Source organism: Microvirga sp. jy35, assembly GCF_056148915.1.
Genome location: NZ_JBWBEW010000022.1, coordinates 1 through 21,565 on the forward strand (window position 1 = coordinate 1; position 21,565 = coordinate 21,565).

At 63.8% G+C, this 21,565-nt stretch carries 23 protein-coding genes and 1 pseudogene; 13 read left to right on the plus strand and 11 right to left on the minus strand.

All coding sequences use genetic code 11. The annotated features are described in order from the left end of the window. Nucleotides 1-65, minus strand: a pseudogene (locus tag AC0QTX_RS16465) (single-stranded DNA-binding protein); the annotation flags it as partial. Nucleotides 66-280: 215 nt separating this feature from the next. On the opposite strand from AC0QTX_RS16465, the gene AC0QTX_RS16470 reads away from it, so the two are divergent. Next, on the plus strand, nucleotides 281-1,090 hold the full coding sequence (locus tag AC0QTX_RS16470) for a class I SAM-dependent methyltransferase (RefSeq protein WP_474604898.1): 810 nt from the start codon (nucleotides 281-283) through the stop codon (nucleotides 1,088-1,090). A 54-nt stretch (nucleotides 1,091-1,144) separates the two neighbouring features. Here AC0QTX_RS16470 and AC0QTX_RS16475 read toward each other — a convergent pair whose 3' ends face one another. Genes AC0QTX_RS16475 through AC0QTX_RS16485 form a run of 3 tightly spaced genes read right to left on the minus strand, consistent with a single transcriptional unit; the run spans nucleotide 1,145 to nucleotide 2,471 of the window. Next, a complete protein-coding gene (locus AC0QTX_RS16475; protein ID WP_474604899.1) occupies nucleotides 1,145-1,420 on the minus strand; it encodes a hypothetical protein in 276 nt (91 codons plus the stop codon). A 29-nt stretch (nucleotides 1,421-1,449) separates the two neighbouring features. Further along, nucleotides 1,450-1,863, minus strand: a complete 414-nt coding sequence (locus AC0QTX_RS16480) for a hypothetical protein (RefSeq protein ID WP_474604900.1) — start codon at nucleotides 1,861-1,863, stop codon at nucleotides 1,450-1,452. A gap of 5 nt (nucleotides 1,864-1,868) precedes the next feature. Then, nucleotides 1,869-2,471, minus strand: coding sequence for a hypothetical protein (locus AC0QTX_RS16485; protein WP_474604901.1), 603 nt, complete (start codon nucleotides 2,469-2,471; stop codon nucleotides 1,869-1,871). A gap of 292 nt (nucleotides 2,472-2,763) precedes the next feature. On the opposite strand from AC0QTX_RS16485, the gene AC0QTX_RS16490 reads away from it, so the two are divergent. From AC0QTX_RS16490 to AC0QTX_RS16505, 4 genes are all read left to right on the plus strand, one after another. Beyond that, nucleotides 2,764-3,060 carry a hypothetical protein gene (locus tag AC0QTX_RS16490; RefSeq protein ID WP_474604902.1) on the plus strand — a complete coding sequence of 99 codons (297 nt, stop codon included), beginning with the start codon at nucleotides 2,764-2,766 and terminating at the stop codon, nucleotides 3,058-3,060. Then, nucleotides 3,057-4,883 (plus strand): AAA family ATPase, encoded by a 1,827-nt coding sequence (locus AC0QTX_RS16495; protein ID WP_474604903.1) that lies wholly within the window; start codon nucleotides 3,057-3,059, stop codon nucleotides 4,881-4,883. Before AC0QTX_RS16490 ends, AC0QTX_RS16495 begins: the two co-directional genes overlap by 4 nt. After that, complete coding sequence (locus AC0QTX_RS16500) at nucleotides 4,880-5,881, plus strand: metallophosphoesterase family protein (protein WP_474604904.1); 1,002 nt, start codon at nucleotides 4,880-4,882, stop codon at nucleotides 5,879-5,881. Before AC0QTX_RS16495 ends, AC0QTX_RS16500 begins: the two co-directional genes overlap by 4 nt. Before the next feature lie 116 nt (nucleotides 5,882-5,997). Further along, nucleotides 5,998-6,390 carry a GFA family protein gene (locus AC0QTX_RS16505; RefSeq protein WP_474604905.1) on the plus strand — a complete coding sequence of 131 codons (393 nt, stop codon included), beginning with the start codon at nucleotides 5,998-6,000 and terminating at the stop codon, nucleotides 6,388-6,390. Nucleotides 6,391-6,448: 58 nt separating this feature from the next. Here AC0QTX_RS16505 and AC0QTX_RS16510 read toward each other — a convergent pair whose 3' ends face one another. Continuing rightward, the gene (locus AC0QTX_RS16510; RefSeq protein WP_474604906.1) at nucleotides 6,449-7,099 is read right to left on the minus strand and encodes a hypothetical protein; all 651 of its coding nucleotides are present in this window, start codon (nucleotides 7,097-7,099) and stop codon (nucleotides 6,449-6,451) included. 362 nt (nucleotides 7,100-7,461) lie between these two features. Between AC0QTX_RS16510 and AC0QTX_RS16515 the strand changes: the two genes are divergently transcribed. The 3 genes from AC0QTX_RS16515 to AC0QTX_RS16525 all read left to right on the plus strand — a co-directional run bounded on the left by AC0QTX_RS16515 (nucleotide 7,462) and on the right by AC0QTX_RS16525 (nucleotide 10,649). Continuing rightward, entirely contained in the window at nucleotides 7,462-8,133 is a 672-nt protein-coding gene (locus AC0QTX_RS16515) for a trna delta -isopentenylpyrophosphate transferase (RefSeq protein WP_474604907.1), read from the plus strand. 93 nt (nucleotides 8,134-8,226) lie between these two features. Further along, a complete protein-coding gene (gene recD2 / locus AC0QTX_RS16520; protein WP_474604908.1) occupies nucleotides 8,227-10,416 on the plus strand; it encodes an SF1B family DNA helicase RecD2 in 2,190 nt (729 codons plus the stop codon). 65 nt (nucleotides 10,417-10,481) lie between these two features. Continuing rightward, the gene (locus AC0QTX_RS16525; RefSeq protein WP_474604909.1) at nucleotides 10,482-10,649 is read left to right on the plus strand and encodes a hypothetical protein; all 168 of its coding nucleotides are present in this window, start codon (nucleotides 10,482-10,484) and stop codon (nucleotides 10,647-10,649) included. On the opposite strand, the gene AC0QTX_RS16530 is transcribed toward AC0QTX_RS16525, so the two are convergent. Next, nucleotides 10,592-12,475, minus strand: coding sequence for a glycosyltransferase family 2 protein (locus AC0QTX_RS16530; RefSeq protein WP_474604910.1), 1,884 nt, complete (start codon nucleotides 12,473-12,475; stop codon nucleotides 10,592-10,594). The two genes, AC0QTX_RS16525 and AC0QTX_RS16530, sit on opposite strands and share 58 nt — an antisense overlap. A gap of 137 nt (nucleotides 12,476-12,612) precedes the next feature. Here AC0QTX_RS16530 and AC0QTX_RS16535 point away from each other — a divergent pair, with 137 nt between their 5' ends. Beyond that, nucleotides 12,613-13,428, plus strand: coding sequence for a transporter substrate-binding domain-containing protein (locus AC0QTX_RS16535; RefSeq protein ID WP_474604964.1), 816 nt, complete (start codon nucleotides 12,613-12,615; stop codon nucleotides 13,426-13,428). Between the two features lie 178 nt (nucleotides 13,429-13,606). Continuing rightward, nucleotides 13,607-15,328 (plus strand): lysine--tRNA ligase, encoded by a 1,722-nt coding sequence (locus AC0QTX_RS16540; RefSeq protein ID WP_474604911.1) that lies wholly within the window; start codon nucleotides 13,607-13,609, stop codon nucleotides 15,326-15,328. A 3-nt stretch (nucleotides 15,329-15,331) separates the two neighbouring features. Here AC0QTX_RS16540 and AC0QTX_RS16545 read toward each other — a convergent pair whose 3' ends face one another. Next, on the minus strand, nucleotides 15,332-15,964 hold the full coding sequence (locus AC0QTX_RS16545; RefSeq protein ID WP_474604912.1) for a S24 family peptidase: 633 nt from the start codon (nucleotides 15,962-15,964) through the stop codon (nucleotides 15,332-15,334). 155 nt (nucleotides 15,965-16,119) lie between these two features. Between AC0QTX_RS16545 and AC0QTX_RS16550 the strand changes: the two genes are divergently transcribed. Then, complete coding sequence (locus AC0QTX_RS16550) at nucleotides 16,120-16,464, plus strand: DUF952 domain-containing protein (protein ID WP_474604913.1); 345 nt, start codon at nucleotides 16,120-16,122, stop codon at nucleotides 16,462-16,464. Beyond that, the gene (locus tag AC0QTX_RS16555; protein ID WP_474604914.1) at nucleotides 16,461-17,546 is read left to right on the plus strand and encodes a quinone-dependent dihydroorotate dehydrogenase; all 1,086 of its coding nucleotides are present in this window, start codon (nucleotides 16,461-16,463) and stop codon (nucleotides 17,544-17,546) included. Before AC0QTX_RS16550 ends, AC0QTX_RS16555 begins: the two co-directional genes overlap by 4 nt. 9 nt (nucleotides 17,547-17,555) lie before the next feature. Here the strand turns inward: AC0QTX_RS16555 and AC0QTX_RS16560 are convergent, their stop codons facing one another. Then, complete coding sequence (locus AC0QTX_RS16560; protein WP_474604915.1) at nucleotides 17,556-18,893, minus strand: MATE family efflux transporter; 1,338 nt, start codon at nucleotides 18,891-18,893, stop codon at nucleotides 17,556-17,558. A gap of 8 nt (nucleotides 18,894-18,901) precedes the next feature. Next, nucleotides 18,902-19,165, minus strand: a complete 264-nt coding sequence (locus AC0QTX_RS16565; RefSeq protein WP_474604916.1) for a DUF6460 domain-containing protein — start codon at nucleotides 19,163-19,165, stop codon at nucleotides 18,902-18,904. A 95-nt stretch (nucleotides 19,166-19,260) separates the two neighbouring features. Between AC0QTX_RS16565 and AC0QTX_RS16570 the strand changes: the two genes are divergently transcribed. Next, complete coding sequence (locus AC0QTX_RS16570) at nucleotides 19,261-20,202, plus strand: alpha/beta hydrolase (RefSeq protein WP_474604965.1); 942 nt, start codon at nucleotides 19,261-19,263, stop codon at nucleotides 20,200-20,202. Here AC0QTX_RS16570 and AC0QTX_RS16575 read toward each other — a convergent pair. Together AC0QTX_RS16575 and AC0QTX_RS16580 are read right to left on the minus strand one after the other, a co-directional pair. Further along, a complete protein-coding gene (locus tag AC0QTX_RS16575) occupies nucleotides 20,199-20,870 on the minus strand; it encodes a response regulator (RefSeq protein WP_474604917.1) in 672 nt (223 codons plus the stop codon). The genes AC0QTX_RS16570 and AC0QTX_RS16575 overlap by 4 nt on opposite strands. 242 nt (nucleotides 20,871-21,112) lie before the next feature. Next, nucleotides 21,113-21,565, minus strand: a complete 453-nt coding sequence (locus tag AC0QTX_RS16580) for a secondary thiamine-phosphate synthase enzyme YjbQ (RefSeq protein ID WP_474604918.1) — start codon at nucleotides 21,563-21,565, stop codon at nucleotides 21,113-21,115.

Here is a 21,565-nt window from a genome sequence, read left to right on the forward strand (position 1 = left end):
CGGCGGACCTCAGGGTCCCGCCCCAGATTGCCCACCAATATCACCTTGTTCACACTGCCTGCCATGACAGCCTCTCCACTTCATCTCTCCTGAACGGCTGGGGCACCAAGCACGCCGCACGTTTTCAGGTCGGTTGCACTCTCCTGCCCAAGGAGGGCATCACCTATTGTTCTACATTTGTTCCACGTGAAACACAAGGGACAAGTCGGTTGTTTCGCCGTATCAGGAGGAGGGTAGAGGGCCAGTGGTGAACGGCCAAGCTAAGATTTGGGAGCCTGCAATGACTGATGAAACCTTAAGCGAAGCGGCTGTCGCAGCTGCCTGGGACCGCAATGCCGCCCTATGGACGGAAGAGGTGCGCTCCGGCTTCGATCTCTATCGTGAGCTCTACACCTTTCCCGCCTTCCTCGATTTCCTGCCTGCTATCGCGGGAAAGCGCGTCATCGATCTGGGTTGCGGAGAGGGCTCCAACACACGTCGCTTCGCACAGATCGGCGGAGCAATGACAGGTGTCGACCTCTCACCTGAGATGATCAAACGCGCTCGTCAGATAGAAGAGCAAGAGCCTCTCGGCATCACATACGAGATCGGCTCGTTCAGTGAACTCTCACCCTTCGACGATCAGCAATTCGACTGTGCTGTATCCACCATGGCGCTCATGGATGGACCTGACTTTCCGGGTGCGATGCGTGCTGCCTACCGCGTTCTGAAGCCCGGCGGGAAACTGTGCTTCAGCGTTCTTCACCCCTGCTTCATTACCCCTGCCATCCGATGGCTTACCGATGAGGATGGGGCTCACCTGGGCCTTCGGGTCGGACGCTACTTCGACCGGGAGCCCTTCGTCGAGTACTGGCGCTTCGGGAGGCGTCCGCACATGCAGGAGCTGCAGGCTTATGCAGAGCCTTTCGAGGTGCCGCGATTTCCACGCACTCTCTCAGACTACATCAACGCCATCGGCGAAGCAGGATTTCGTCTCGTGAAGATCGAGGAGCCGCGGCCAACGGAAGAGATGGCACGCAAGCACGATTGGCTGAACCGCTGGTATCAGCATGCGCCGCTCGTGCTGTTCGTCTTGGCTGTCAAAGCATGAACAATCGACACAAAAATAGCGGTGACAGGATCACCGCTATCGAGAAACATAAGCTTACTCAGCCGCTTGAAGATAGATCACCTTCGACTGCTCGTCTCTTACCTCACGCAGGGTGCGTGCCATATAGGCGAGCTGCTCGATGGCCTTCTCGAGATCGTCCTTGGTGCCTGCCTCGAGATCGTAAGCCTTGCGTCCCCTGTAGAGCCGATTGACCTGGCTCTCCATCTCCGCGGCGGTTTCACGGATGCGGTGGACGAGATTATCTGCGATGACGTTGGCGTTGCCGTCGACAACACAGAAGCCGACATCGCTTGCGCGGACCTTAGCCATGGGTTGATACCTCTTCTTGTTGTTTCGTCTCAGGCGACGGCCCGTTCCCCATGCGCGGCATAGACGCCGAGCCGGCGGGCCAGAGAGTGCTTCGTCACGGGGCCGATCCAGGGCAGCGTCGCAAGGAAGCGCAGCTTGTCCGGACTTGCCGTGTATTCCTCGAACAGGCGCTCACGCTCGCGCCAGATCATGTCGATGGCCTCGGCCTTCGCCGGGTGGCGAAAGCCCACGCGAGCCGTGGAGCCGAAGCTCAGCGCGCGCATGCAGCGCTCGAACGTGCGGCGGCCGATGGCCGGAGTCACGCTGGCATGGCAGATCGTCTCGACCACATGCTGCGCGAACTCATCTGCCGTTTCAGGCGCCGAAGTCTCCGCTCCCGCGATGTCGCCCCGAAAAGCGCTTGCGCCGTTGCGCATCAGTTCTTCAAGCCCAAAGCTCGGCATTGGTCTCACCGTATGTTCCAGGCCGCCTGAAGCAGCCGAACGAGCTTCGTTCCGGTCTTACGGATCCGGCGCGGCGCCTGCCAGGAGGGGCCGGCTTCACGGGTCGGATTCAGGCGTTCGGAACGGTGACTCGGGTTCTTCAAAACGAGGCGCGCACCGCTTTTGCTGCGGATGCGCAAGCCATCAGCCGAGCTCTGAAAACCTTGACCATTCAAAGGTTTATGCAAAGAGCGCGGCTTCACTAAGATGGGGTTTGAGCCCCCTGAATGCAAGGCGCGCACCGCGGGAACGGAGCTGGCCCGGGCCCGTGCAGCCTTCGGCCAGACCGAGACTTCGCAGCGCGCCACTTTCAGGCTCTGCGCCAACTCGACGCCTGTGCCGATCCCGAAGACGGAGAGGGCGCAGGTGAAGGCCTCCGAGAACAGCTGCATGCCGCACCAGCTCTTCTCCGCCATGTGCAGCGGCCACGACCACAAGCCATCCTCGCGCCGCTGGCCAAGACTCTCGCGGTCAATGAAATAGCCGGTCGTCTTGTGCTCGAGGCCGCTCTCGCTCAGGAGCCATTCCTCGTTCTCGAAAATCCGGCGTTCTTCCGTCATGACGCTCATCGCGAGATCCTTGTGGCAAGGGCCGTTCAGCACTGCCCTAATGAGGTCACATCCACGACGCATACAGATGATGTGAACAAAACAAGAACATAGCCTCAACGGGCTCTGTGTCAAGCAAAGTCCGCTGTTTGAGACTGTAATCTTGGAGTAACGGATACTATGTGGAGGTTCGGATGCCAGGATTGAAGACATCGTGCCTGATCCAGACCAAAAAGAGGCAAAGTCGTTGCGACGAAATATCGCTGACGATAACTAAAGCTCGACCATTCACCTGCAGCGGAGCCGCGATTCCATGACCAGCCTGTCACGCCTCGAAACAGACCAGCTCAAACGCCTGGAGGAGATGCGCAAGGCCTTCGACAAGCTGCGGGCGGAGCGGATCCGGGCAGAGGGCGAGGTCGAGCGCCTGATGCACGAGCTCGACGAGGCGCGCGCGTTTGCCAAGGCTGAGCTCGGCACCGACGACGAGGCGCAGATTCAAAGCCTCATCGAAGAGGCCCAGGCGCGAAACGCCAAGCTCGCTGAGGAGTTCGGTGTCGCCCTGCGCGAGGTCGAGACGCGCCTCAGGCAGCTTGGAGACGAGCGTTGATCCTGCCGTCCGCCACTCACGATGTCGCCAGTGCGGAAGCGCTGCTCGCGCGCCTCGAAGGGCGCCGCGACGCCATCCGCATGCGGGTCGAAGAGCTCACGCGGGAGATCGAGCTCGCCAAGGGTCGCCTGGCGGTCAAGGACGAGGTGGAGGCCTTCATCGAAGCGGTGCACGGCTCGGCGAGCCGCCGCAGCCTGTCCGCCTTCGAGACCCTGCTGACGGCCCTTGTGCAGGAGGTGCTGCCAGGGGAAAAGCCGGTGGCGCTGGAACTTTCAACGGAGCGGGGGCTGGCCTCCCTCGACATATGCGTGCGGCGCGCCGACGGCACGCTCGAAGACGTGCTGGAGGACAACGGTGGCGCTCTCACCAATGTGATCGGGATGGCGCTGCGCCTGATCGCCGTGGTCAAGGCGGATGTTGCCCGCTTCCTGGCGTTGGATGAAGCGGATTGCTGGATCGCGCCGGATCGCGTGTCGTCCTTCTACACGGTGCTCGAGGACGGCGCGGCGCGTCTGGGCGTGCAGTGCCTTGCCGTCTCGCATCATGACCTGTCGCAGTTCTCCGGCAAGTTCCATATCGCACGCATCACCGGCGAACCGGCCACCGGCGTCGAAGTGGTCTCCTCCGACACCGGCGCCCAATGGGATGATGGCCAGCCCGGTCTGCGCTTCATCCGCCTCGTCAATGTGCAGGCCTATAATGATGCGACGCTGCCTCTGAGCCCGGGGGTCAACGCGCTCATCGGGCCGAACAACCGTGGCAAGTCCACCTTCATCCGCGCCCTGCGCGCAGTGTTCTACGGTGAGGCACGCGACAGTCTTGTGCGCGCCGGCGCGAAATCCGCCTTGGTGGAGATCGGCGTCGCCGGGCAGCGTACGCTGCGCTTCACCCGCCAGCCCCGCCGTTCACCGGTCAACATCTGGTCGCTGCATGAGGCGGATGGCTCTCTCGTCGTGGAGCAGGGCATGCGCTACGAGACCGGCGGGCGCAATGTGCCGGATTGGGTAGCGGATCTCATCCGCATCCGTAAGGTCGAGGATCTCGACGTTCATGTCGCGCATCAGAAGTTTCCCGTGTTCCTGCTCGGCGAAACGCCGTCGCGACGCTCGGCGGTCCTCTCCATCGGGCAGGAGGCAGGCTATATCCGCGACATGCTCGTCATCCATCGCGAGCGCTGCCGCCGCGACAATGATCTCGCGCGGAACGGCGAGCGGGAGCTGATCGCGTTGGGCGAGACGCTCGACGGGCTCACCGAACTCGAGCAACTGAAGGGGAAGCTTTGCGCTGCGCGTCGTCAAGCGGAGCGTTTGACAATGGAAGCCGCCAAGCTCGAACGGCTGCAGAGCCATGCGGCGCAGCTTGCCACGTTCCGGCGGAGGCTGACGGCCGCGGAGGCGCGCGCCCGCATCACCGAGGCGCTTCCCCCAGCCGAGCAACTCGCCGATCTCATCCGTGCGGCCGAGCGTGCCCGCGAACGCGAGCGCATCGGGCGCCAGGTGCTGCAGCTGAGCCGTGATGTGACGCGCAGCAGAGCACGGATGAATGCGCTGCTCCAACTGCCGGAAGCCGTGCCGACCCTTGAAAACACCGCGTCGGCACAAAACATCCTGAAGCGAATGAACGACCTTCGTGCGGCTTCGCAGATTGCCAGAGGCCGTCTGGCGCAGGTCGATGAGGGGCTTAAATCCCTGCAGGCCGAGATGGCGCGCCTCGTCGAGGAGACCGGCGGTCTGTGCCCGACCTGCGGCTCGCCCGTAGAGCCTGAGACCCTGCTGAACCACCACACCCATTCATCTGCGCCCTCGGAGCGGCTCACCGCATGATCCTGACCGGAGATCGTCTTCCCCCCGTTTCCTGCAACGGCATTCTCGTCATCGGGGATCCGCATGTGGGCTCGCGGCGTCCAGGACGGCGCAAGGATGCGGTGTGGCCTCAGGCCGTTCTGGGCAAGCTGGAGCGCTGCGTTTCCATCGCGAATGAGCGGCAACTCGCCGTGGTGATCCTCGGCGATCTCTTCGACCGCCCGGTCGAGACCGACATGGCGCTCAAGAACCAGCTCATCCGCATCCTGAAGGGCTTCCGCCACCGGCCCATCGTCAATGTGGGCAATCACGACATTCAGCACACGACGCTCACCGACAGCGACTCGCTGGCGCTTCTCGGTCTCTGCGATGTGGTCGACGTGGTGGCCACATCCGCTCCCGTGGCCGATTTCCAGATCGGCACGAGGCGGGTCGGCGTCGGAATGACGCCCTACGGCCAGGCCATCCCGACCGATGCGCGCGGCTCCTTTTCCGGCGCCGACGTCCAAGCCTGGTTCACGCATCACGACATCGCCTTCGACGGCGGTTATCCTGGTGCCGTTCCGCCTTTTGCCGTCGAAGGCTGCGATGTCCTGATCAACGGGCACATCCACAAGACGCAGAAGTCCGTTCTTGCGGGGCGGACACGCTGGCTCAACCCCGGCAACATCACGCGCCAATCCGTCGACCTCATGGATCACGTGCCGCGCGCCTGGATCCTCGATGGCCATGGCGAACTGGAGGCGCAGGCGCTGCCTTTCGAGAGCAACGTCTTCGATCTTACGGGGCGCGTGGTCGATGCGGCCGACGAGGCGCTGGTGGCGCGGGAGGTGGAGAGCGCCTTCGTCACTCTGCTTCAGGCGGAGTCCTCGACCGAGCTCAAGCGCAGCGGTGACGGCTCGATCATCCGGGACGAGATCGAGGCCAAGTTCACAGCCGACAGCACCTCGGACGCGGTGCGTGCCATCGTGCGTTCCCTGCTCGGCGAGGCGGTGGAGCGCCACGCTGCGCAATCTTAAGCGGTGCGGGCAAGATCCGACGGAAGAGCGAACCGGTCCCGCCCGCAACGGGCAATTGCCCCGACAGCGCCGTTCACTGTAACGTTCCGCCCGCTTGAATTTGGAGGAGACGCAGCATGAACCGCTTAACGGGCGGGTGTCTGTGCGGCAGCGTCCGGATTGTGGCGTCGGGCCTCCCATACCGGGTCGGCCTTTGTCACTGTCTCGACTGCCGCAAGCATCATGGAGCCCTTTTTCACGCTTCTGCGATATTCCCTCGGGATGCGGTGACGATCGATGGTGAGACACGCGATTACGCCGGGCGATTCTTCTGTCCCCGTTGCGGGTCATCGGTTTTCGCTCGCACCGCAGACGAGATCGAGGTGAACCTGGGATCCCTGGATGCCCCTGACCAGCTGACGCCAACCTACGAACTTTGGACAATCCGTCGCGAGTCCTGGCTGCCCCCGTTTCCGCTCACGAGACGATACGACCGTGATCGTGATGCCACGAGCCGCCTTGAGGAGTAGGGCGCACAGACGGCAGGAGAGCGCGGTTGCGAGGTGACAGAGATGTGTGCCCTATCGCCTAGAACGTGAAAGGATCGGCGAAGGGCAGGCGGCGCCGGCGCACCTGCGTCTCGGGCAGAATCGGGCGGCTGGTGTCGACCGCAACCAGGCCCTCGCAGGCCAATGCCAGAACGGCCGCAACCCCATCCTGCGTGTTCATGACGGCGCTCGCGCAATCGACGAGCCGCATGGTGCCGACTTCGTCGAGCTGGTGCAGAATGCGCACCCGGTCGCCCGCCGTCACGGGCGTGCGCTTGCAGGCCATGATCAGGCGCATGGTGGTAAAGCGCGGCTCCGCCCGGATGCTGGCCGCCGTCTCGATTACGAAAGGGCGTCCATCGGCGGAGGTGATGCCGTGGATTGCAGCAGCGCGCAGGGAATGGTTTAGCAGGTCGTCGTCCGTCGCCACGTCAACCAGGTAGGCCGAGCCGTCGCGGACGATCTCGAAATCGGCCACATGCTCGACCATCTCGTCGCCGATGGCGAAGGTGGCAGGATCAGCCGGCGCGCACAGGGATTCCAGATCCGCGTCGAGTTCGCAGATCGCCAGGAAATCTGCAATCAGCGCGTTGCGCGTGAGCGGCGTGGTCGGGCGCTTGGCGGCCCGGCGGGTGCCGCCGCGGCGGGCGGGGCGTCGATCCGAAAGGTCGAGGATCGCTTGCGCGGACATCCGTTCCTCCAGGTTGGCGGTTGCGGCGAGCAGTCAGGTCGCCTCGGAAGCAGGGCGCCTCATAGTATCCTGACTGGTGAGAACATATATAGAACAAGTGAGTTATGGTCAAATCATGACGCCTGATCCGAACCCTTGAAGCATGCTCATGATTCGAAGGCTTGCGGGCAGAGGTTGAGACAAAATGGCACACCAGTTAAGTTATTGTTCGGACATGGATAATCGTCCCTCCTGCCTGCGTCAAAACTGGACCCGGAGGCCTAAATTTGGTATAGAACAAAAAACGAACACGCCTACTGCGGAAGACGATGCCGGGAAGAGCGTGAGCCGATGTACGGGCCTTATGAAAGTTAGGATCGAGGATGAATACGACCGACACGAAAATCTCTGAGGTGCTGGCCAAGTTTGGTGAGCCGATGGCCGGCAATGTCTGGCGGGTTCAGGGCACGGCCGTGATCTACCACAAGACGCTTGAGCGCATTGCAGCCCAGGCCAAGGTGGTCTTCGACGAGCCCAAGATCATTCGCGCCGAGCGCGACGAGGCGGTGATCCAAGTCACCGGCCGCATGGGCGAGCGTATCGAATGGTCGATCGGCGAGGCGCTGATCGGCGTGAACTACCGCGTCTCGGGCAAGCAGGCGGCCTATGTCTATGCCATGGCCGAGAAGAGGGCGAAGGATCGCGTGATCCTCAAGCTCATCGAACTGCACGGCTACGTGTACTCTGAGGAAGAGGCAGACGAGTTCAAGCAGGGCCGACCGGGCTTTGCCGATCCGCATGTGGAGATCGAGAAGACCGAGTCCCAGCCGCAGAAGGGTAGGGTCGAGGCCGCTGCCTCCGACGGCAAGGTCGAAGACGACCTGAAGGCGAAGATCAAGAAGGCCAAGACCATCAATGCGGTCACGGACCTGATGCTCCATGCCGATACGCAGAAGGTTCTCTCCGATCTGCCGGAGGGCATTCGCGACGAGATCCGCGACTACGCCAAGGCGCGGCTCGTGGAACTCGGCTGGCCAACCAAGAAGGCAGCCTAAATTTTGCTGCGATCATGGGCGAGACGGGGCAATGCCGTCTCGCCCTTTTTCATGTCTCGAGTGGCGTCCCGGCGCTTGTGGTCTCGCTGATCGATGCCGAAATCCTCCGCCTTGGCTGCCTCCGATCAGGAGGCGCTGTCCTTCTCAGAACATCTCGTCGGCTCCATCGAGCGGGTGACTTTTCACAACGATGAAACTGGCTTCTGCGTGCTGCGCGTGAAAGCGCGCGGGCACCGCAAGCCCATTGTCGTCGTGGGCCATGCTCCGTCGGTGGCCATCGGCGAGGTTGTCGAGGCGAATGGCGGCTGGCTGCATGACCGCAATCACGGGGTTCAGTTCCGCGCAAGCGAGCTGACAACCTCGGCGCCGACCACCGCGGAGGACCTGCAGCGCTTTCTCGGCTCCGGTCTCTTGAAAGGTGTCGGGCCTTCCCTTGCCCAGAGGCTGATCGCATCGTTCGGAGCGCGCATTCTCGACGTGATCGAGACGAAGCCGCATGAACTGACGCGCGTACATGGCATCGCGATGGCCAAGGCCCTGACCATCGGCGAGGCTTGGGCCGAGCACCGCGCGTTGAAGGATATCGCGGCTTTCCTCAATGCTCATGGCATCGGGGGTTTTCTGCTCACGCGAGTCTACCGCGCCTATGGCGTCGGCGCCATCGACATCGTCAAGGCCAATCCGTACCGGCTCGTCCTCGATATTCCAGGCTTCGAGTTCGCGCTCGCCGACCAGGTGGCGCTGCAGCTCGAGGTGGAACCCACTGCCGCGATCAGGCTTCAGGCCGGCCTCGCACATGTTCTCGCGGAAGCCGTGAAGGAAGGACATTCCGGCCTGCCGGCGAGCGAATTGCTGCGACAGGCCAGTCGCCTGCTCGACGTTCCCGACGCCGAACTAAAGCCCGTGCTCGATGCGCAATGTGCGGCAGGCCAGCTCGTAGCCGACGAACTCGACGGCCGCCGCAGCATCTTCCTGAAAGGCCTCTACGGCGCGGAACTCTTCATTGGGCAGCGCCTGAAGGAGATCGCGCAGGGGCTGCACCCCTGGAACGGGTTCGACAGCGAGTCCGTAATCGCTGAGGCCGAAGCCGCCATCGGCGTATCCTACTCGCCGAGTCAGCGCGAGGCGCTGGCCAAGGCCTTCCGGTCCAAGGTGCTCGTCGTCACCGGCGGGCCAGGCGTGGGCAAGACGACGCTGATCAGGACCCTGACCCATCTGTGCGCGCGGCATGAATTGACGATCGCTCTTTGCGCGCCGACCGGGCGGGCAGCGAAGCGGCTGTCGGAAAGCACGGGGTTTCCGGCCAAGACCGTCCACCGGCTGCTGGAGGCTTCCGAGGGCGGCTTCCGGCGCAATGCCAAGATGCCGCTCGACTGCAACCTCCTCGTGGTGGACGAGACCTCGATGCTCGACATCCGCCTGATGGCGGCTTTGCTGCGCGCGCTCCCGGATGAAGCGTCGCTCGTCCTCGTAGGCGACGTGGACCAGCTGCCCTCCATTGGTCCGGGACAGATCCTGTCCGACATCATCGCGTCAGACGCGATCCCTGTCGTGCATCTCAAGGAGGTGTTCCGGCAGGAGCGGGAGAGCCGCATCATCACCGTGGCCCATGCGATCAACCGCGGCCTCGTGCCCGACTTGGGACATCAGCCGGATTCCGACTTTTACTTCGTCGAGGCCGATACGCCGTCCGAGGCCATGGCCAAGATGACCATCCTGATCCGCGACCGAATCCCGCGGCGGTTCGGGCTCGATCCGGTGCGGGACGTGCAGGTGCTGTGCGCCATGAATCGCGGGCGCCTCGGCACGCATATGCTGAACGGGGAACTGCAGCAGCTCTTCAATCCTCCCGGGCTTGAGAGCCTGCACCGGGCTGGCTGGGGCTACGGGCCCGGCGACAAGGTCATGCAGGTTCGCAACGATTACGAGCGCGACGTCTATAACGGCGAGGTTGGCATCGTACGCGAGGTGCGCCGCGATCACGGCGAACTCACCGTCGCTTTCGACGACAGGCTGGTCGTCTATTCACTCCAGGAGCTCGACGAGCTGGCTCTGGCCTACGCCGTAACGATCCACAAGGCGCAAGGCTCCGAGTACCCGGCCGTGGTCATCCCGGTCGCCCTTCAGCAGGCCTCGATGCTGCGGCGCAAGCTTCTCTATACGGGGGTGACGCGGGCAAGCCGTCTGGTGATCCTCGTCGGCAGCCGCGCCGCCCTCATCCAGGCCGTAGCCTCCGAGGAGGAGCCGCGCCTCTCACGGCTCAGGAACTGGCTTCAGGGGTGATCCCTTCCGCGGAAGTCCAAAGCGCTCTATATCTGCACCTGCAGAGGCGTTCTCTGGAGAAGAGCATGAGCACGGAGACCGAACACACCGATCGGCAGGAGCAGCGGGCGCGCGTCGGTCTCGTTGCGGCAGCGGTTCTGTGCCTGGTGGTCTCCGGCGGAATTCTGTGGTGGCGCTATGGCGGCGCCGTGTTCAACGATCTGGTGACCTCCACCCTGGCCTGGTGCTTCTGAAACAGCCCGGCCCGCGAAGTGCGGGCAAGACCGTGGCTCGTCTTGTTCCAGCGGAACGGCGCAATGGCCAGTTCCCATAAACCTCTCCAAGCCGCGAAGCTGACGAGCCCGTAATAGAGCGGCAGCAGGAGAACCCAGGGCATGAGGCGCCAGAGCCTGCGCCGGTGCAGGGCCACGCAGGCGGGCATGACAATCGAGAGTGCGCCGGACAGGAAAAGCGTCAGGGCATAGGCTTTGAATGCCGTCGGCCAGCCCAGACCGAGAACCTGTTCTGGCCCCGCAAGCCATGATGCCACATAGAGCCCGGTGAACAGCGGGTAGACGAGAGCGCTGAGCACGGTTCCCCAGGTCAAGGCAAGAGCGCCGGAGAAGCGCCAGAGTCCGAGTTGGCGCAGCGTGGTAAAGGGCCTGCGGGTATGGCCCGTGGCGGTCTGTACGTAGCCTTTCATCCATCGCGTCCGCTGCCGCATCCAGAGCCCCAGCTTGCCCGGCGCCTCCTCGAGGGTGGAGGAGGGGAGATCCCTCACCTCAAAGCCAAGCCGCGCCAGGCGGATGCCGAGGTCGGCGTCCTCGGTGACGTTCCAGGCGTCCCAGCCATAGACCTTCCGCAGCACGGAGGTGCGGAAATGGTTCGAGGTGCCGCCCAGGGTGATGGGGCTGCCGATGTCCGCCAGCCCAGGATTGAGCACATCGAACAGGGCCGCGTATTCGATGGTGAAGAGGCGCGTGAGCCAGGTGTCGTCGGTATTGTCGATGGTCAGTCGCGCCTGCAGGCAGGCGACGCGCGGTGGCGCCTCGGCAAAATGCGACACCGCCAGGCGCAGCTGTCCCGGATCGGGCACATCCTCGGCATCGTAGATCACGGTATAGAGGCCCCGCGCCAAGGGGAGAGCCACATTGAGCGCACGAGGTTTGGTGCGCGGCTTGCCCGCAGGGGCGATCAGGATTTGGACGTTGCCCGGAACACCGATGGAGCGAAGAGCCTCCGGCGTCTCCTGATCATCGGCTTCGAGCACGAGCTTGATGTCGAGCTTGGCGGCCGGATAGTCGAGCCTTGCCAGGGCATCGAGAAAGCCCGCGATGACGCGCTGTTCCCGGTAGAGGGCTGCAATCACCGTATAGACCGGCAGGTCTGCGTCGGCGATGCGCGAGGGCTGGGCAGAGGGCTCGATCCGATTGCCCAGGAATGCCGTCGCGATCCGGAGCACGATCATGCCGAGAAACACAGGACCCATGGCTGCGCCCAGAGCCCCCACGGTCAGCCCAGGAGCATGGCCGAGACCGAACGTGACGAGTGTGAGAACAGCGAAGAGGAAGGCGATCTGCCCATAGCTGATATCGAGCGCAAGGAGGGGAGTCCTTTCGATCAAATCGTAAGCTGCCTTGCGTGCGATCAGCCGAGCCTGAGACCGGAACACGGCTTCTCTCAGCCGGGAGGGCGTAGTGATGGCCAGCGGTCGGACGAAGGCGCGGGTCTTGAGAAGATGGGTGAGGGCGGCTCCATGGGGCGCCGCCACGAACCTGACTTCCGTTCCTGTCAGAGGTGCCAAGCCTGCCACAATGCTGTCTGGATAGCGGACGTTCGGTGAAAGGCGCGGGGCTGCAACGAACGCCAGGCCGAGCTCGGCCGCGAGAGCCCGGTAGAAGTCATCCTCCGGGATCAATCCCTCCCTGACGAGGAACTCATCGGCCGGCACGCCGGCCATCTGGGCGAAGATGGCGGCGTCCCGCAGGGTCTCGGGCGCATGACCATGCCGGGCCAGAAATCCGATCTCGATCGGCAGCGCTGTTGACTGTGGAGCCCTGTCCGCTAGACCCTGCCTCATGAGCATCGGGTGCTTTCCCTGGGCATTCCTGAGCAGCGCATAGGCAAGAGCAAGAGAATGTCGCCTCGATGGTTCTAAATATCATTACATTGGTCGCCTGCCTTTCCCGCAAGATCAAGCCCCTTGGGTGGACCGGGATGATCCTGCCCCTGGTTCTGGCGCTCACGGCCGGTGCGGCTCAGGCCCAAGGGGTGACCATCCCGAATTTCTGGGACCCCAGAACGCAGCTTGAACGACCGGAACTGCCGGCCACACGCACGATCCGCTTCTTGGTCGACGACGATTTCCCCCCGCTCCATTTCCCGGGCCTCGATGGCAACCCGACCGGCCTGTCGGTGGAGCTCGCCCGGGCTGCCTGCGAACGCCTCGTCCTGACCTGTACGGTTCAGGTGCGCCGCTTCGACATGCTTCTGAATGCCCTGAGCGAGAAGCAGGGCGATGTGGTGGCGGCAGCCATTCCCATCACGGCGGATCTGCGCCAGCGCTTTGCCGTGACCGGACCCTACTTCAAGATCCCGGCCCGTTTTGCCGTGCGAAGGGACAAGAGCCTGCCGGCACCCGACGCGAAGGCGCTGCAGGGCAAGACCATGGGCGTGGTCGGCGGCACGGCTCATGAGGCTTATGCAAGGACTTTCATGGGAGGAGCCTCCCTCAAGCCCTATCCGGAACTGGCGGCGGCCCAGACCGCCCTGAAGGCCGGTGAGATCGATTACCTGTTCGCTGATGGCCTCGGACTGGCTCTATGGATCGGCGGCGAGGAGGCGGCGGGATGCTGCGACTTCTCGGGCGGACCCTACCTGGAGAGCCGCTTCTTCGGCGAAGGCATCGGCTTCATCGCCCGCACCGAGGACGAGGCCTTGCGGCGGGCCCTCGACTTCGCCCTCCAGCAACTCTGGCGCGAGGGCAAATACGCCGAGCTCTACCTGCGCTTCTTTCCGGTGAGCCCTTATTGAGGACCCGCGGGACAAGAGCAGCCGGATTCATGCCGGATTGACCCTCGGGGTCTGATCCGCAGGATGCGCTCCTTGGGTAAAGGCGCATCGGATGGGTCCCAAAAGTGCATTCCACTTTTGGGTTCGATGCTCTAGTGTGCCGCGCTTCTGAAAGCATTTTCCGTTAAGCACCAGGCCCATGTCCCGATCCCTGTCCCTCGATCCTGCCCTGATTGAAGCCGCCCAGACCGCCACCGCTTGGCCTTTCGAGGAGGCCCGCAAGCTTGTCGAGCGACTCAAGAAAACGGGCAAGACGGAGGCCCTGTTCGAGACGGGCTACGGTCCCTCGGGCCTGCCGCATATCGGCACCTTCGGCGAGGTGGCCCGCACCAGCATGGTGCGGCATGCCTTCCGGGTGCTGACCGGCGACAGCATTCCGACCCGCCTCGTCGCGTTCTCGGACGACATGGACGGCCTGCGCAAGGTGCCGGACAACATCCCCAACAAGGAGATGGTGGCAGCCTCCCTCGGGAAGCCCCTGACCCTGGTGCCGGACCCGTTCGGAACCCATGAGAGCTTCGCGCACAACAACAATGCGCGCCTGCGCGAATTCCTCGATGCCTTCGGCTTCGACTATGAATTCATGTCCGCGACCGAGTGCTACAAGGCCGGTCGTTTCGACAAGACGCTGCTCACCGTGCTCGAGCGCTACGATGCGGTGATGGCGATCATGCTGCCGTCCCTGCGCGAGGAGCGCCGGCAATCCTACTCGCCTTTCCTGCCGATTCATCCGAAGACAGGCATCGTGATGCAGGTGCCCATCGACGAGCGCAAGCTCGATGCCGGCACCATCGTGTGGCGCGATCCTGAGACGGGCGAGCGCTTCGAGACACCGGTGACCGGTGGTCATGCCAAGCTGCAATGGAAGCCCGATTGGGCCATGCGCTGGGTGGCGCTCGGCGTCGATTACGAGATGGCCGGCAAGGATCTGATCGACAGCGTGAAGCTCTCGGGCGAGATCGCCAAGGCCATCGGCGGCCTGCCGCCGGAGGGCTTCAACTACGAGCTCTTCCTCGACGACAGGGGTCAGAAGATCTCGAAGTCGAAGGGCAATGGCCTGACCATCGACGAGTGGCTCACCTACGGCACGCCGGACAGCCTGAGGCTGTTCATGTTCAACAAGCCGCGCGAGGCGAAGAAGCTCTATTTCGACGTGATCCCGCGGCAGGTGGACGACTATCTGACCTTCCTGGAGAAGTATCCGGCGCAGGATTCCAAGGCGCGCCTGATGAACCCGGTCTGGCATCTGCACGCGGGGGCGCCGCCGGCGCCCGAGCTGGTATCGTCGGAGGGCTCCAACCAGCCGGGCACGACGATCTCCTTCTCCATGCTGCTCAACCTCGTGGCCGTGGCGAATTCCGAGGATCCGTCGGTGCTCTGGGGCTTCATCCGCCGCTATGCGCCGGGCGTGTCGCCGGAGACCCACCCGCGCCTCGACAGCCTCGTCAAACGCGCCGTGCGCTACTTCGAGGATTTCGTGAAGCCGCAGAAGACCTACCGCCTGGCGGACGAGGTCGAAGCCGCATCGCTTCGGCGTCTCGACGAGGTGCTCGGATCCTTCGAGTCAGGGGAGCGTCCGGCAACGGCGGAGGCGATCCAGGACGAGATCTACAATGTCGGCCGCGCCGAGCCGCGCTACCAGGACTTCAAGGCCAAGGGTGCCACACCCGAACGCCCGGGCGTGTCCATCGAGTGGTTCAATACGATCTATCAGGTGTTGCTTGGGGAGCCGCGCGGTCCGCGCTTCGGTTCCTTCGTGGCTCTTTACGGCGTGAAGGAGACGCGGGCGCTGATCCGGAAAGCGATCAACGGCGACCTCGTGCGCGAGCACGAGGCCTTTCTGAGGCAGCGCGCGGCTTGAACCTTACTGCCGCGCCCACATGATCCGGGCAGACCAGGCGATATCCTCGGTGGGGATCACATGATCCTCCTGGTCCTTCGCAAGAGAGGTCATCTCAAGGGTCTTGGCCGAGCGGCGCTTGAGCTCCTTGGCCAGGATCTGTCCGTTCGTGGTGCACACCACGATCCGGTCTCCCTTGCGGGTGCTGGCGGTGGGCGAGACGATGAGCACGTCTCCATCCCGGTAGAGCGGTGCCAGAGTGTCGCCGGTGACCTCGAGGGCAAAAACCCTCTCCTGGCCGAAGTCGGGGAATTCGAGTTCGTCCCAGCCGGAGCCTTCCGCGGGGGTGCCGTCCTCGTTGAGGATTTTCGCCGAGGCTGCTTCCTCCATGCCGATCAGAGGGATCATGGAACGGCGCAGGGAGCCGGTGGGTTCGACGAGGCGCAGGAAATCCTCGAGGGTCGCCCCGGTCGCCTTCAGGATCTTCGAAATCGATTCCGTCGATGGCCATCGTTCCCGGCCCTCGGGGCTGACGCGTTTCGACCGGTTGAAGCTTGTTGCATCGAGACCGGCCTTGCGGGCGAGGCCCGAAGCGGTCATGCCATGACGTGATGCCAACGCATCGATAGCAGCCCAAACGCGTTCGTGGGACAACATCGCAAAAAACCTTCGCTAGAAGCGAATGAACTGAAAGCGAACCTATAAATAGGAATTTAGATTGTTCTAAGGCATAGACAACGGGCTCCTGCCTCTTGAGACAATATGTCTAATCAGGGTTGCTCCTGAAGCGACGCACGATTAAGCGGTTTTTCATGCGCATTATCTACAAAATCTGCCCGGCATTGCTCTGGCGTGAGGCCGAAAAGGCCGGTTTCTTCGCGGGAGCGCCCATCGACATCCAAGATGGGTACCTCCACTTTTCAGATGCCGATCAGGTCCGAGAGACGGCCGTCAGACACTTTGCCGGCCAAAGCGATCTCCTGCTGATCGCCATCGATGGCGACTCACTCGGCGAGGCTCTGCGGTATGAGCCGTCCCGTGGCGGAGATCTCTTCCCCCATCTCTACGCTCACCTGCCTTTATCATCTGTCCAATGGGTGAAGCCGCTGCCGCTCGGCGCGGACGGCCATCACGTCTTTCCGGATCTTCACGCATGATCGGCGCGCTGTTTTCCCTTGCGAAGCCGGCGCTGCATGCGCTCGATGCCGAGACCGCGCATCAGCTGACGATCAGGGGGCTTTCGCTGATGCCGCTGATGCCGGCCCCTGCCGACGATCCCGGCCTTTCCGTCAATGTGTTCGGCAAAACCTTTCCCAACCCAGTCGGGCTTGCACCCGGTTTCGACAAGCAATGCGAAGTGCCGGATCAGCTTCTCGGTCTCGGGTTCGGTTTCGTCGAGCTCGGGGGCGTGGTGCCGAAACCGCAAGCGGGCAATCCGCGTCCGCGCGTCTTCCGGCTCACCCGCGACGAAGCGGTGATCAACCGCTTCGGGCTCAACAGCGACGGGCTTGATGCCGCATGCCGGCGCCTTGCGCAGCGCCGGGGCCGTCCCGGCATCGTCGGCGTCAACATCGGGGCGAACAAGGATTCCGTCGACCGCAGTGCCGATTACGTGCAGTGCATTCAGCGCCTGTGCGGGCTTGCCGATTTCCTGACCATCAACGTGTCCTCGCCCAATACGCCGGGCCTGCGCGACCTGCAGGGCGAGGCGTTTCTCGACGATCTTCTCGCCCGCAGCATCGAGGCACGGGACAGAAGCGAACAGGGCAGACGCAAGACGATCATGCTCCTGAAGATCGCGCCCGACATCTCGCTCGACACCCTCGATGCCATCGTGGCTACGTCGCTCAAGCGCGGAATCGACGGGCTCACCGTTTCCAATACCACGATCGCCCGGCCCGACAGCCTGAAGGAAAAGGCCTTGGCTTCGGAGACTGGAGGTCTTTCGGGCAGGCCCTTGTTCGTGCCCTCCACGAAGCTCCTCGCCGAGACCTTCCTGCGCGTGGAGCGCAAGATCCCGCTCATCGGGGTCGGCGGCGTCGATTCCGCAGAGGCCGCCTGGGCGAAGATCCGCGCAGGTGCCAGTCTGGTGCAGTTCTACTCGGCGATGGTCTACAAGGGGCCGAGCCTCGTCGGCGACATCAAGAGCGGTCTGGTGCAGACACTTGCGCGCGAAAAGACATCGCTGGCGCAGGCGATCGGCCGGGACGCGCCAGCGATGGCCAGGGGAGAGTTCTGAAGTCCGGGTTTATCCCAGACTGGCGAAGGTCTTCCTTGCCAGTCTGGGATAGAGGATGAACTGGCCCAGGCCTCTCGCGCTCAGGAAGACGAGAAGCGCAATCCAGAGAGCCGTGTTGCCGAGACTGCCGGCGGCGAGAAGGATGCCGGCATAGACCACGAAGGCGATGACCATCAGGTCGCGCATGGACCGGGTCCATGTCGCTCCCGTGTAGATGCCGTCGAAAGCGAAGGCCGCAGCGCCGAAGAATGGTGTCAGGGCTGCGAAGACGAGATAATCCCGCGCATAAGTCCGCACCTCCGCGTTGGTGGACACGAAGTCGATGAACGGCCCGCCGCCGACAAGGAAGAGGGCGGAGACCGCCAGCCCGAAGCCGAGGCTCCATCCAAGGCTTAAACGGATAGCCCGGCGGAAGCCGCGCTCGTCGCGGGCGCCGATGCTCTGCCCGCACAGGGTCTCGGCCGCGGTGGCAAAGCCGTCGAGAAAATAGCCACCGATCAGGAACATGTTGTAGAGCACCGCATTCGCCGCGAGCGTCACGTCGCCGGAGCGCGCCCCCATGGCGCTGAAGATCGAAAACGCCAGGATCAGCGCCACGTTGCGGATCATGATGTCCCGGTTCATGGCGAGCGTCTGCAGCATCGCCGCCCGGTTCAGCACCTCCGGCCAGGTGACGGCGAACGGGTTAGAGCCGAGACGCCGCAGCACCACGATGCCAAGGCCTGCGCCCAGCACCTCGGCCAGCGCCGTGCCGACGGCCGCACCCGCGATGCCGAGGTCGAGGCCCAGCACCAGCGCCATGGTCAGCACGATGTTGGCCACGTTGATCGCCACCTGCAGCAGCAGGCCGAGATCCGTGCGTCCGCGTCCCAGCGTGGAGCCCAGGATGACGTAGTTCGCCAGGGTGAAGGGCGCCGCCCAGATGCGGATGAAGAAATAAGTCGAGAGCGCCTCGGTCACCGCCTCGCTCGCGCCCGCCATGGAAAAGGCGAAAGCCGCAATCGGCCATTGCAGCAGGATCAGCAGGAGACCCGTGACCGCCGCCACCAGAAATGCGCGGGCGAGCGTCACGTCGACTTCGTGCCGGTTGCCGGCGCCCGTCGCCTGGGCCGTGAGGCCGGCGGTCGCCATGCGCAGCGATCCGAAGCTCCAGAACACGAAGTCGAAGATGACGGCGCCGAGCGCCACCGCGCCGAGGAGATGCGCCTCACCGAGCCGCCCGATCACTGTCGCGTCGACGAGCCCCAGAAGGGGTGTCGTCACATGCGACAGGGTCATCGGCAGGGCGAGCGCCAGGATGCGCCAGTGGGAGATCTCCAGCCGCTGTGCTGTCGATGCGCCGTCCATGGCGGGGCTCAGCGCCGGCTGCCGAACAGGCGGGAGATGAGCCAGAGCGGGACCACGATGACGGCACCGTAGAGGATCCAGAGCCCTACCTCCTGCACGGTCTCGAAGCTGAGATCGAGAACCGAGGCGATCCAGTTGAACAGGCCCTCGATCAGACCGATGGGCGTGATGCCCAGAAAGGCCAGGAAGGCACCGACGAGGAGCGACAGGAAGATCAGCTTCGCCAGCACCGAGCCGGGAGAGCCGCCGAGAAAACGGTTCAGATTGGACATGCTTCTCATCTCGTCAGAAAGCGTAATGGACCTTGAGCTTTGCGTGTGCTTCATCGCAGGGGCCGGCGATGAACGCAACCCAACCCGAGTTCCGCATGATCGACCCCGCTCTTTTCGATCCCTCCGCCATCGGCGAGGAGATCCGTGCCCAGAATGCCGATATCGTGGCGAGGCTCTCGCCGCTTGGCCGCTACTGGGAGGCGCCTCCTGCTCTGATCCGAGAGAATCGCCGTAAGGGCAAGGGGGCCTTCCCGCTGATGCCCCTGAGCAGCAGGGCAAAGGTCATCACCATCGACGGGCCGGGCGGGCCGCTTCCGCTGCGGATCATCGCCCCGGAGAACCCGCGCGGGGTCTATCTCCACATCCACGGCGGCGGATGGACCATCGGCACCGCCGACGAGCAGGACCCCTGGCTCGACCGCCTGGCCGACAAATGCGGCCTGGCAGTGGTGTCGGTGGAGTATCGGCTTGCGCCCGAACACCCTTTTCCGGCCGGTCCCGACGATTGCGAGGCGGCCGCCCTCTGGCTGATCCGCGAGGCGCAAGAGCGCTTCGGCACCTCGCGCCTGTTCATCGGCGGCGAGTCCGCCGGCGCGCATCTTTCGGCCCTGGTCCTGCTGCGCCTGCGCGACAGGCACGGCCTCAATCCCTTCAGGGGCGCAAACCTCTTCGCCGGCTGCTACGACGTCAGCCTGACCCCGAGCGCGGCCAACTGGGGCGACGAACCGCTCATCCTGAACACCCCCGGGGTCAAGGTTTTCGCCGACAACTTCTGCGGCCGGGATCTCGACCGGCGCGATCCGGCGGTCTCGCCGCTTTATGCCGATCTGAAGGGGCTGCCGCCCGCACTGTTCTCGGTGGGCACCCGCGACCTGCTCCTCGACGACACCCTCTTCATGGCATCCCGCTGGGTTGCGGCCGGCAGCAAGGCGGACCTCGCCCTCTGGCCGGGCGGCAGCCACGTGTTCATCCGCTTCGACAGCGCGCTCGCCGAGCAGGCCCTGTCGCGGATCGACGCTTTTATCGAGGGGCTCTAATCCGCTCCGGCCGGGGAGGGGCGCTGGGTCACGCCGATCTTGGACGCGGCGATGACCGCCTGCGTGCGGCTGTCGACCCCGAGCTTGTCGAGGATCGCCGAGACGTGGGCCTTCACGGTGGCCTCCGAGACCCCGAGCTCGTAGGCGATCTGCTTGTTGAGCAGGCCCTCGGACAGCATGGTCAGCACGCGCACCTGCTGCGGTGTCAGCGTGCCGAGACGGCGCACGAGATCGGCGGTCTCCGCGTCCTCGGCGGCCGAGAGGTCCACGTCTGGCGGTGTCCAGGTGTCGCCCGCCAGCACCGCCTGGATGGCGCCGCCGATGCTGTCGATGTCGATGGATTTGGGGATGAACCCAGAGGCGCCGAAATCCATGGCCCGGCGGATCACGGTCGGTTCTTCCGTTGCGGAAACGATCACCACGGGCAGCTCGGGATACTGCGCCCTGAGGGACATCAGGCCGGAAAAGCCCTGGACGCCCGGCATGGTCAGGTCGAGCAGGATCAGGTCGACGTCGCGTTCCTGGGAGAGGGTGGCGTTCAGGTCATCCATGCCGCTCGCTTCCATCACGCGGGCTCCGGGCATGATGGAGGAAACGGCCTGCCTCAGCGCACCGCGAAACAGCGGATGGTCATCGGCAATGATGATCGTGGTGGACTGACTTTGCACGTGTGCCTACTCCCACGAGACGCTTGCCCTGTGCCCTAGAGCATCGTGCGGAAAAGTGGACCCGGTTTTCCGCAGGAACGATGCTCTTATCCAAAGATAAAGCATCGGATCGATCCCAAAAGTGCAAGTCCACTTTTGGGTCCGATGCTTTAGCCGCATCCCTGATGGAATGGCAAGGCGGCAAACGCTTTTCTCGGTTATTCTACGGGAAACTACGGAGGCGTCACATCCAATCATGTGGATTACGCCCCGATCAGATGCACGATCAGGTCGCGGGCATGCGGCCGGTCCCGATGCTCGGCCAGATAAACCCCCTGCCAGGTGCCTAAGACCATCTGGCCGTCTATGACGGGAATGCTCAAGGATACCTCGGACAGCATGGTCCTGATATGGGCCGGCATGTCGTCCGGTCCTTCCGCAGCGTGAACGTAGCCGGCATCTCGGGGCGCCAGGCGGTCGAGGGCGGTGAGCAGATCCCGGCGCACGTCCGGATCGGCGTTCTCCTGAATGAGCAGCGAGGCCGAGGTGTGGCGGCAGAAGACGGTCAGGAGGCCGTTCAGAACCCCGGTGCCGAACACCCAGCGCGACAGGGCCTCCGTGATCTCGATGAAGCCCTGGCCGTCGGTCTCCACCACGAGCCGGCCGTTCACCTGCTGGGTCACGCTCGCCTCGGACAGGGTTTCTACCTCGAGCAT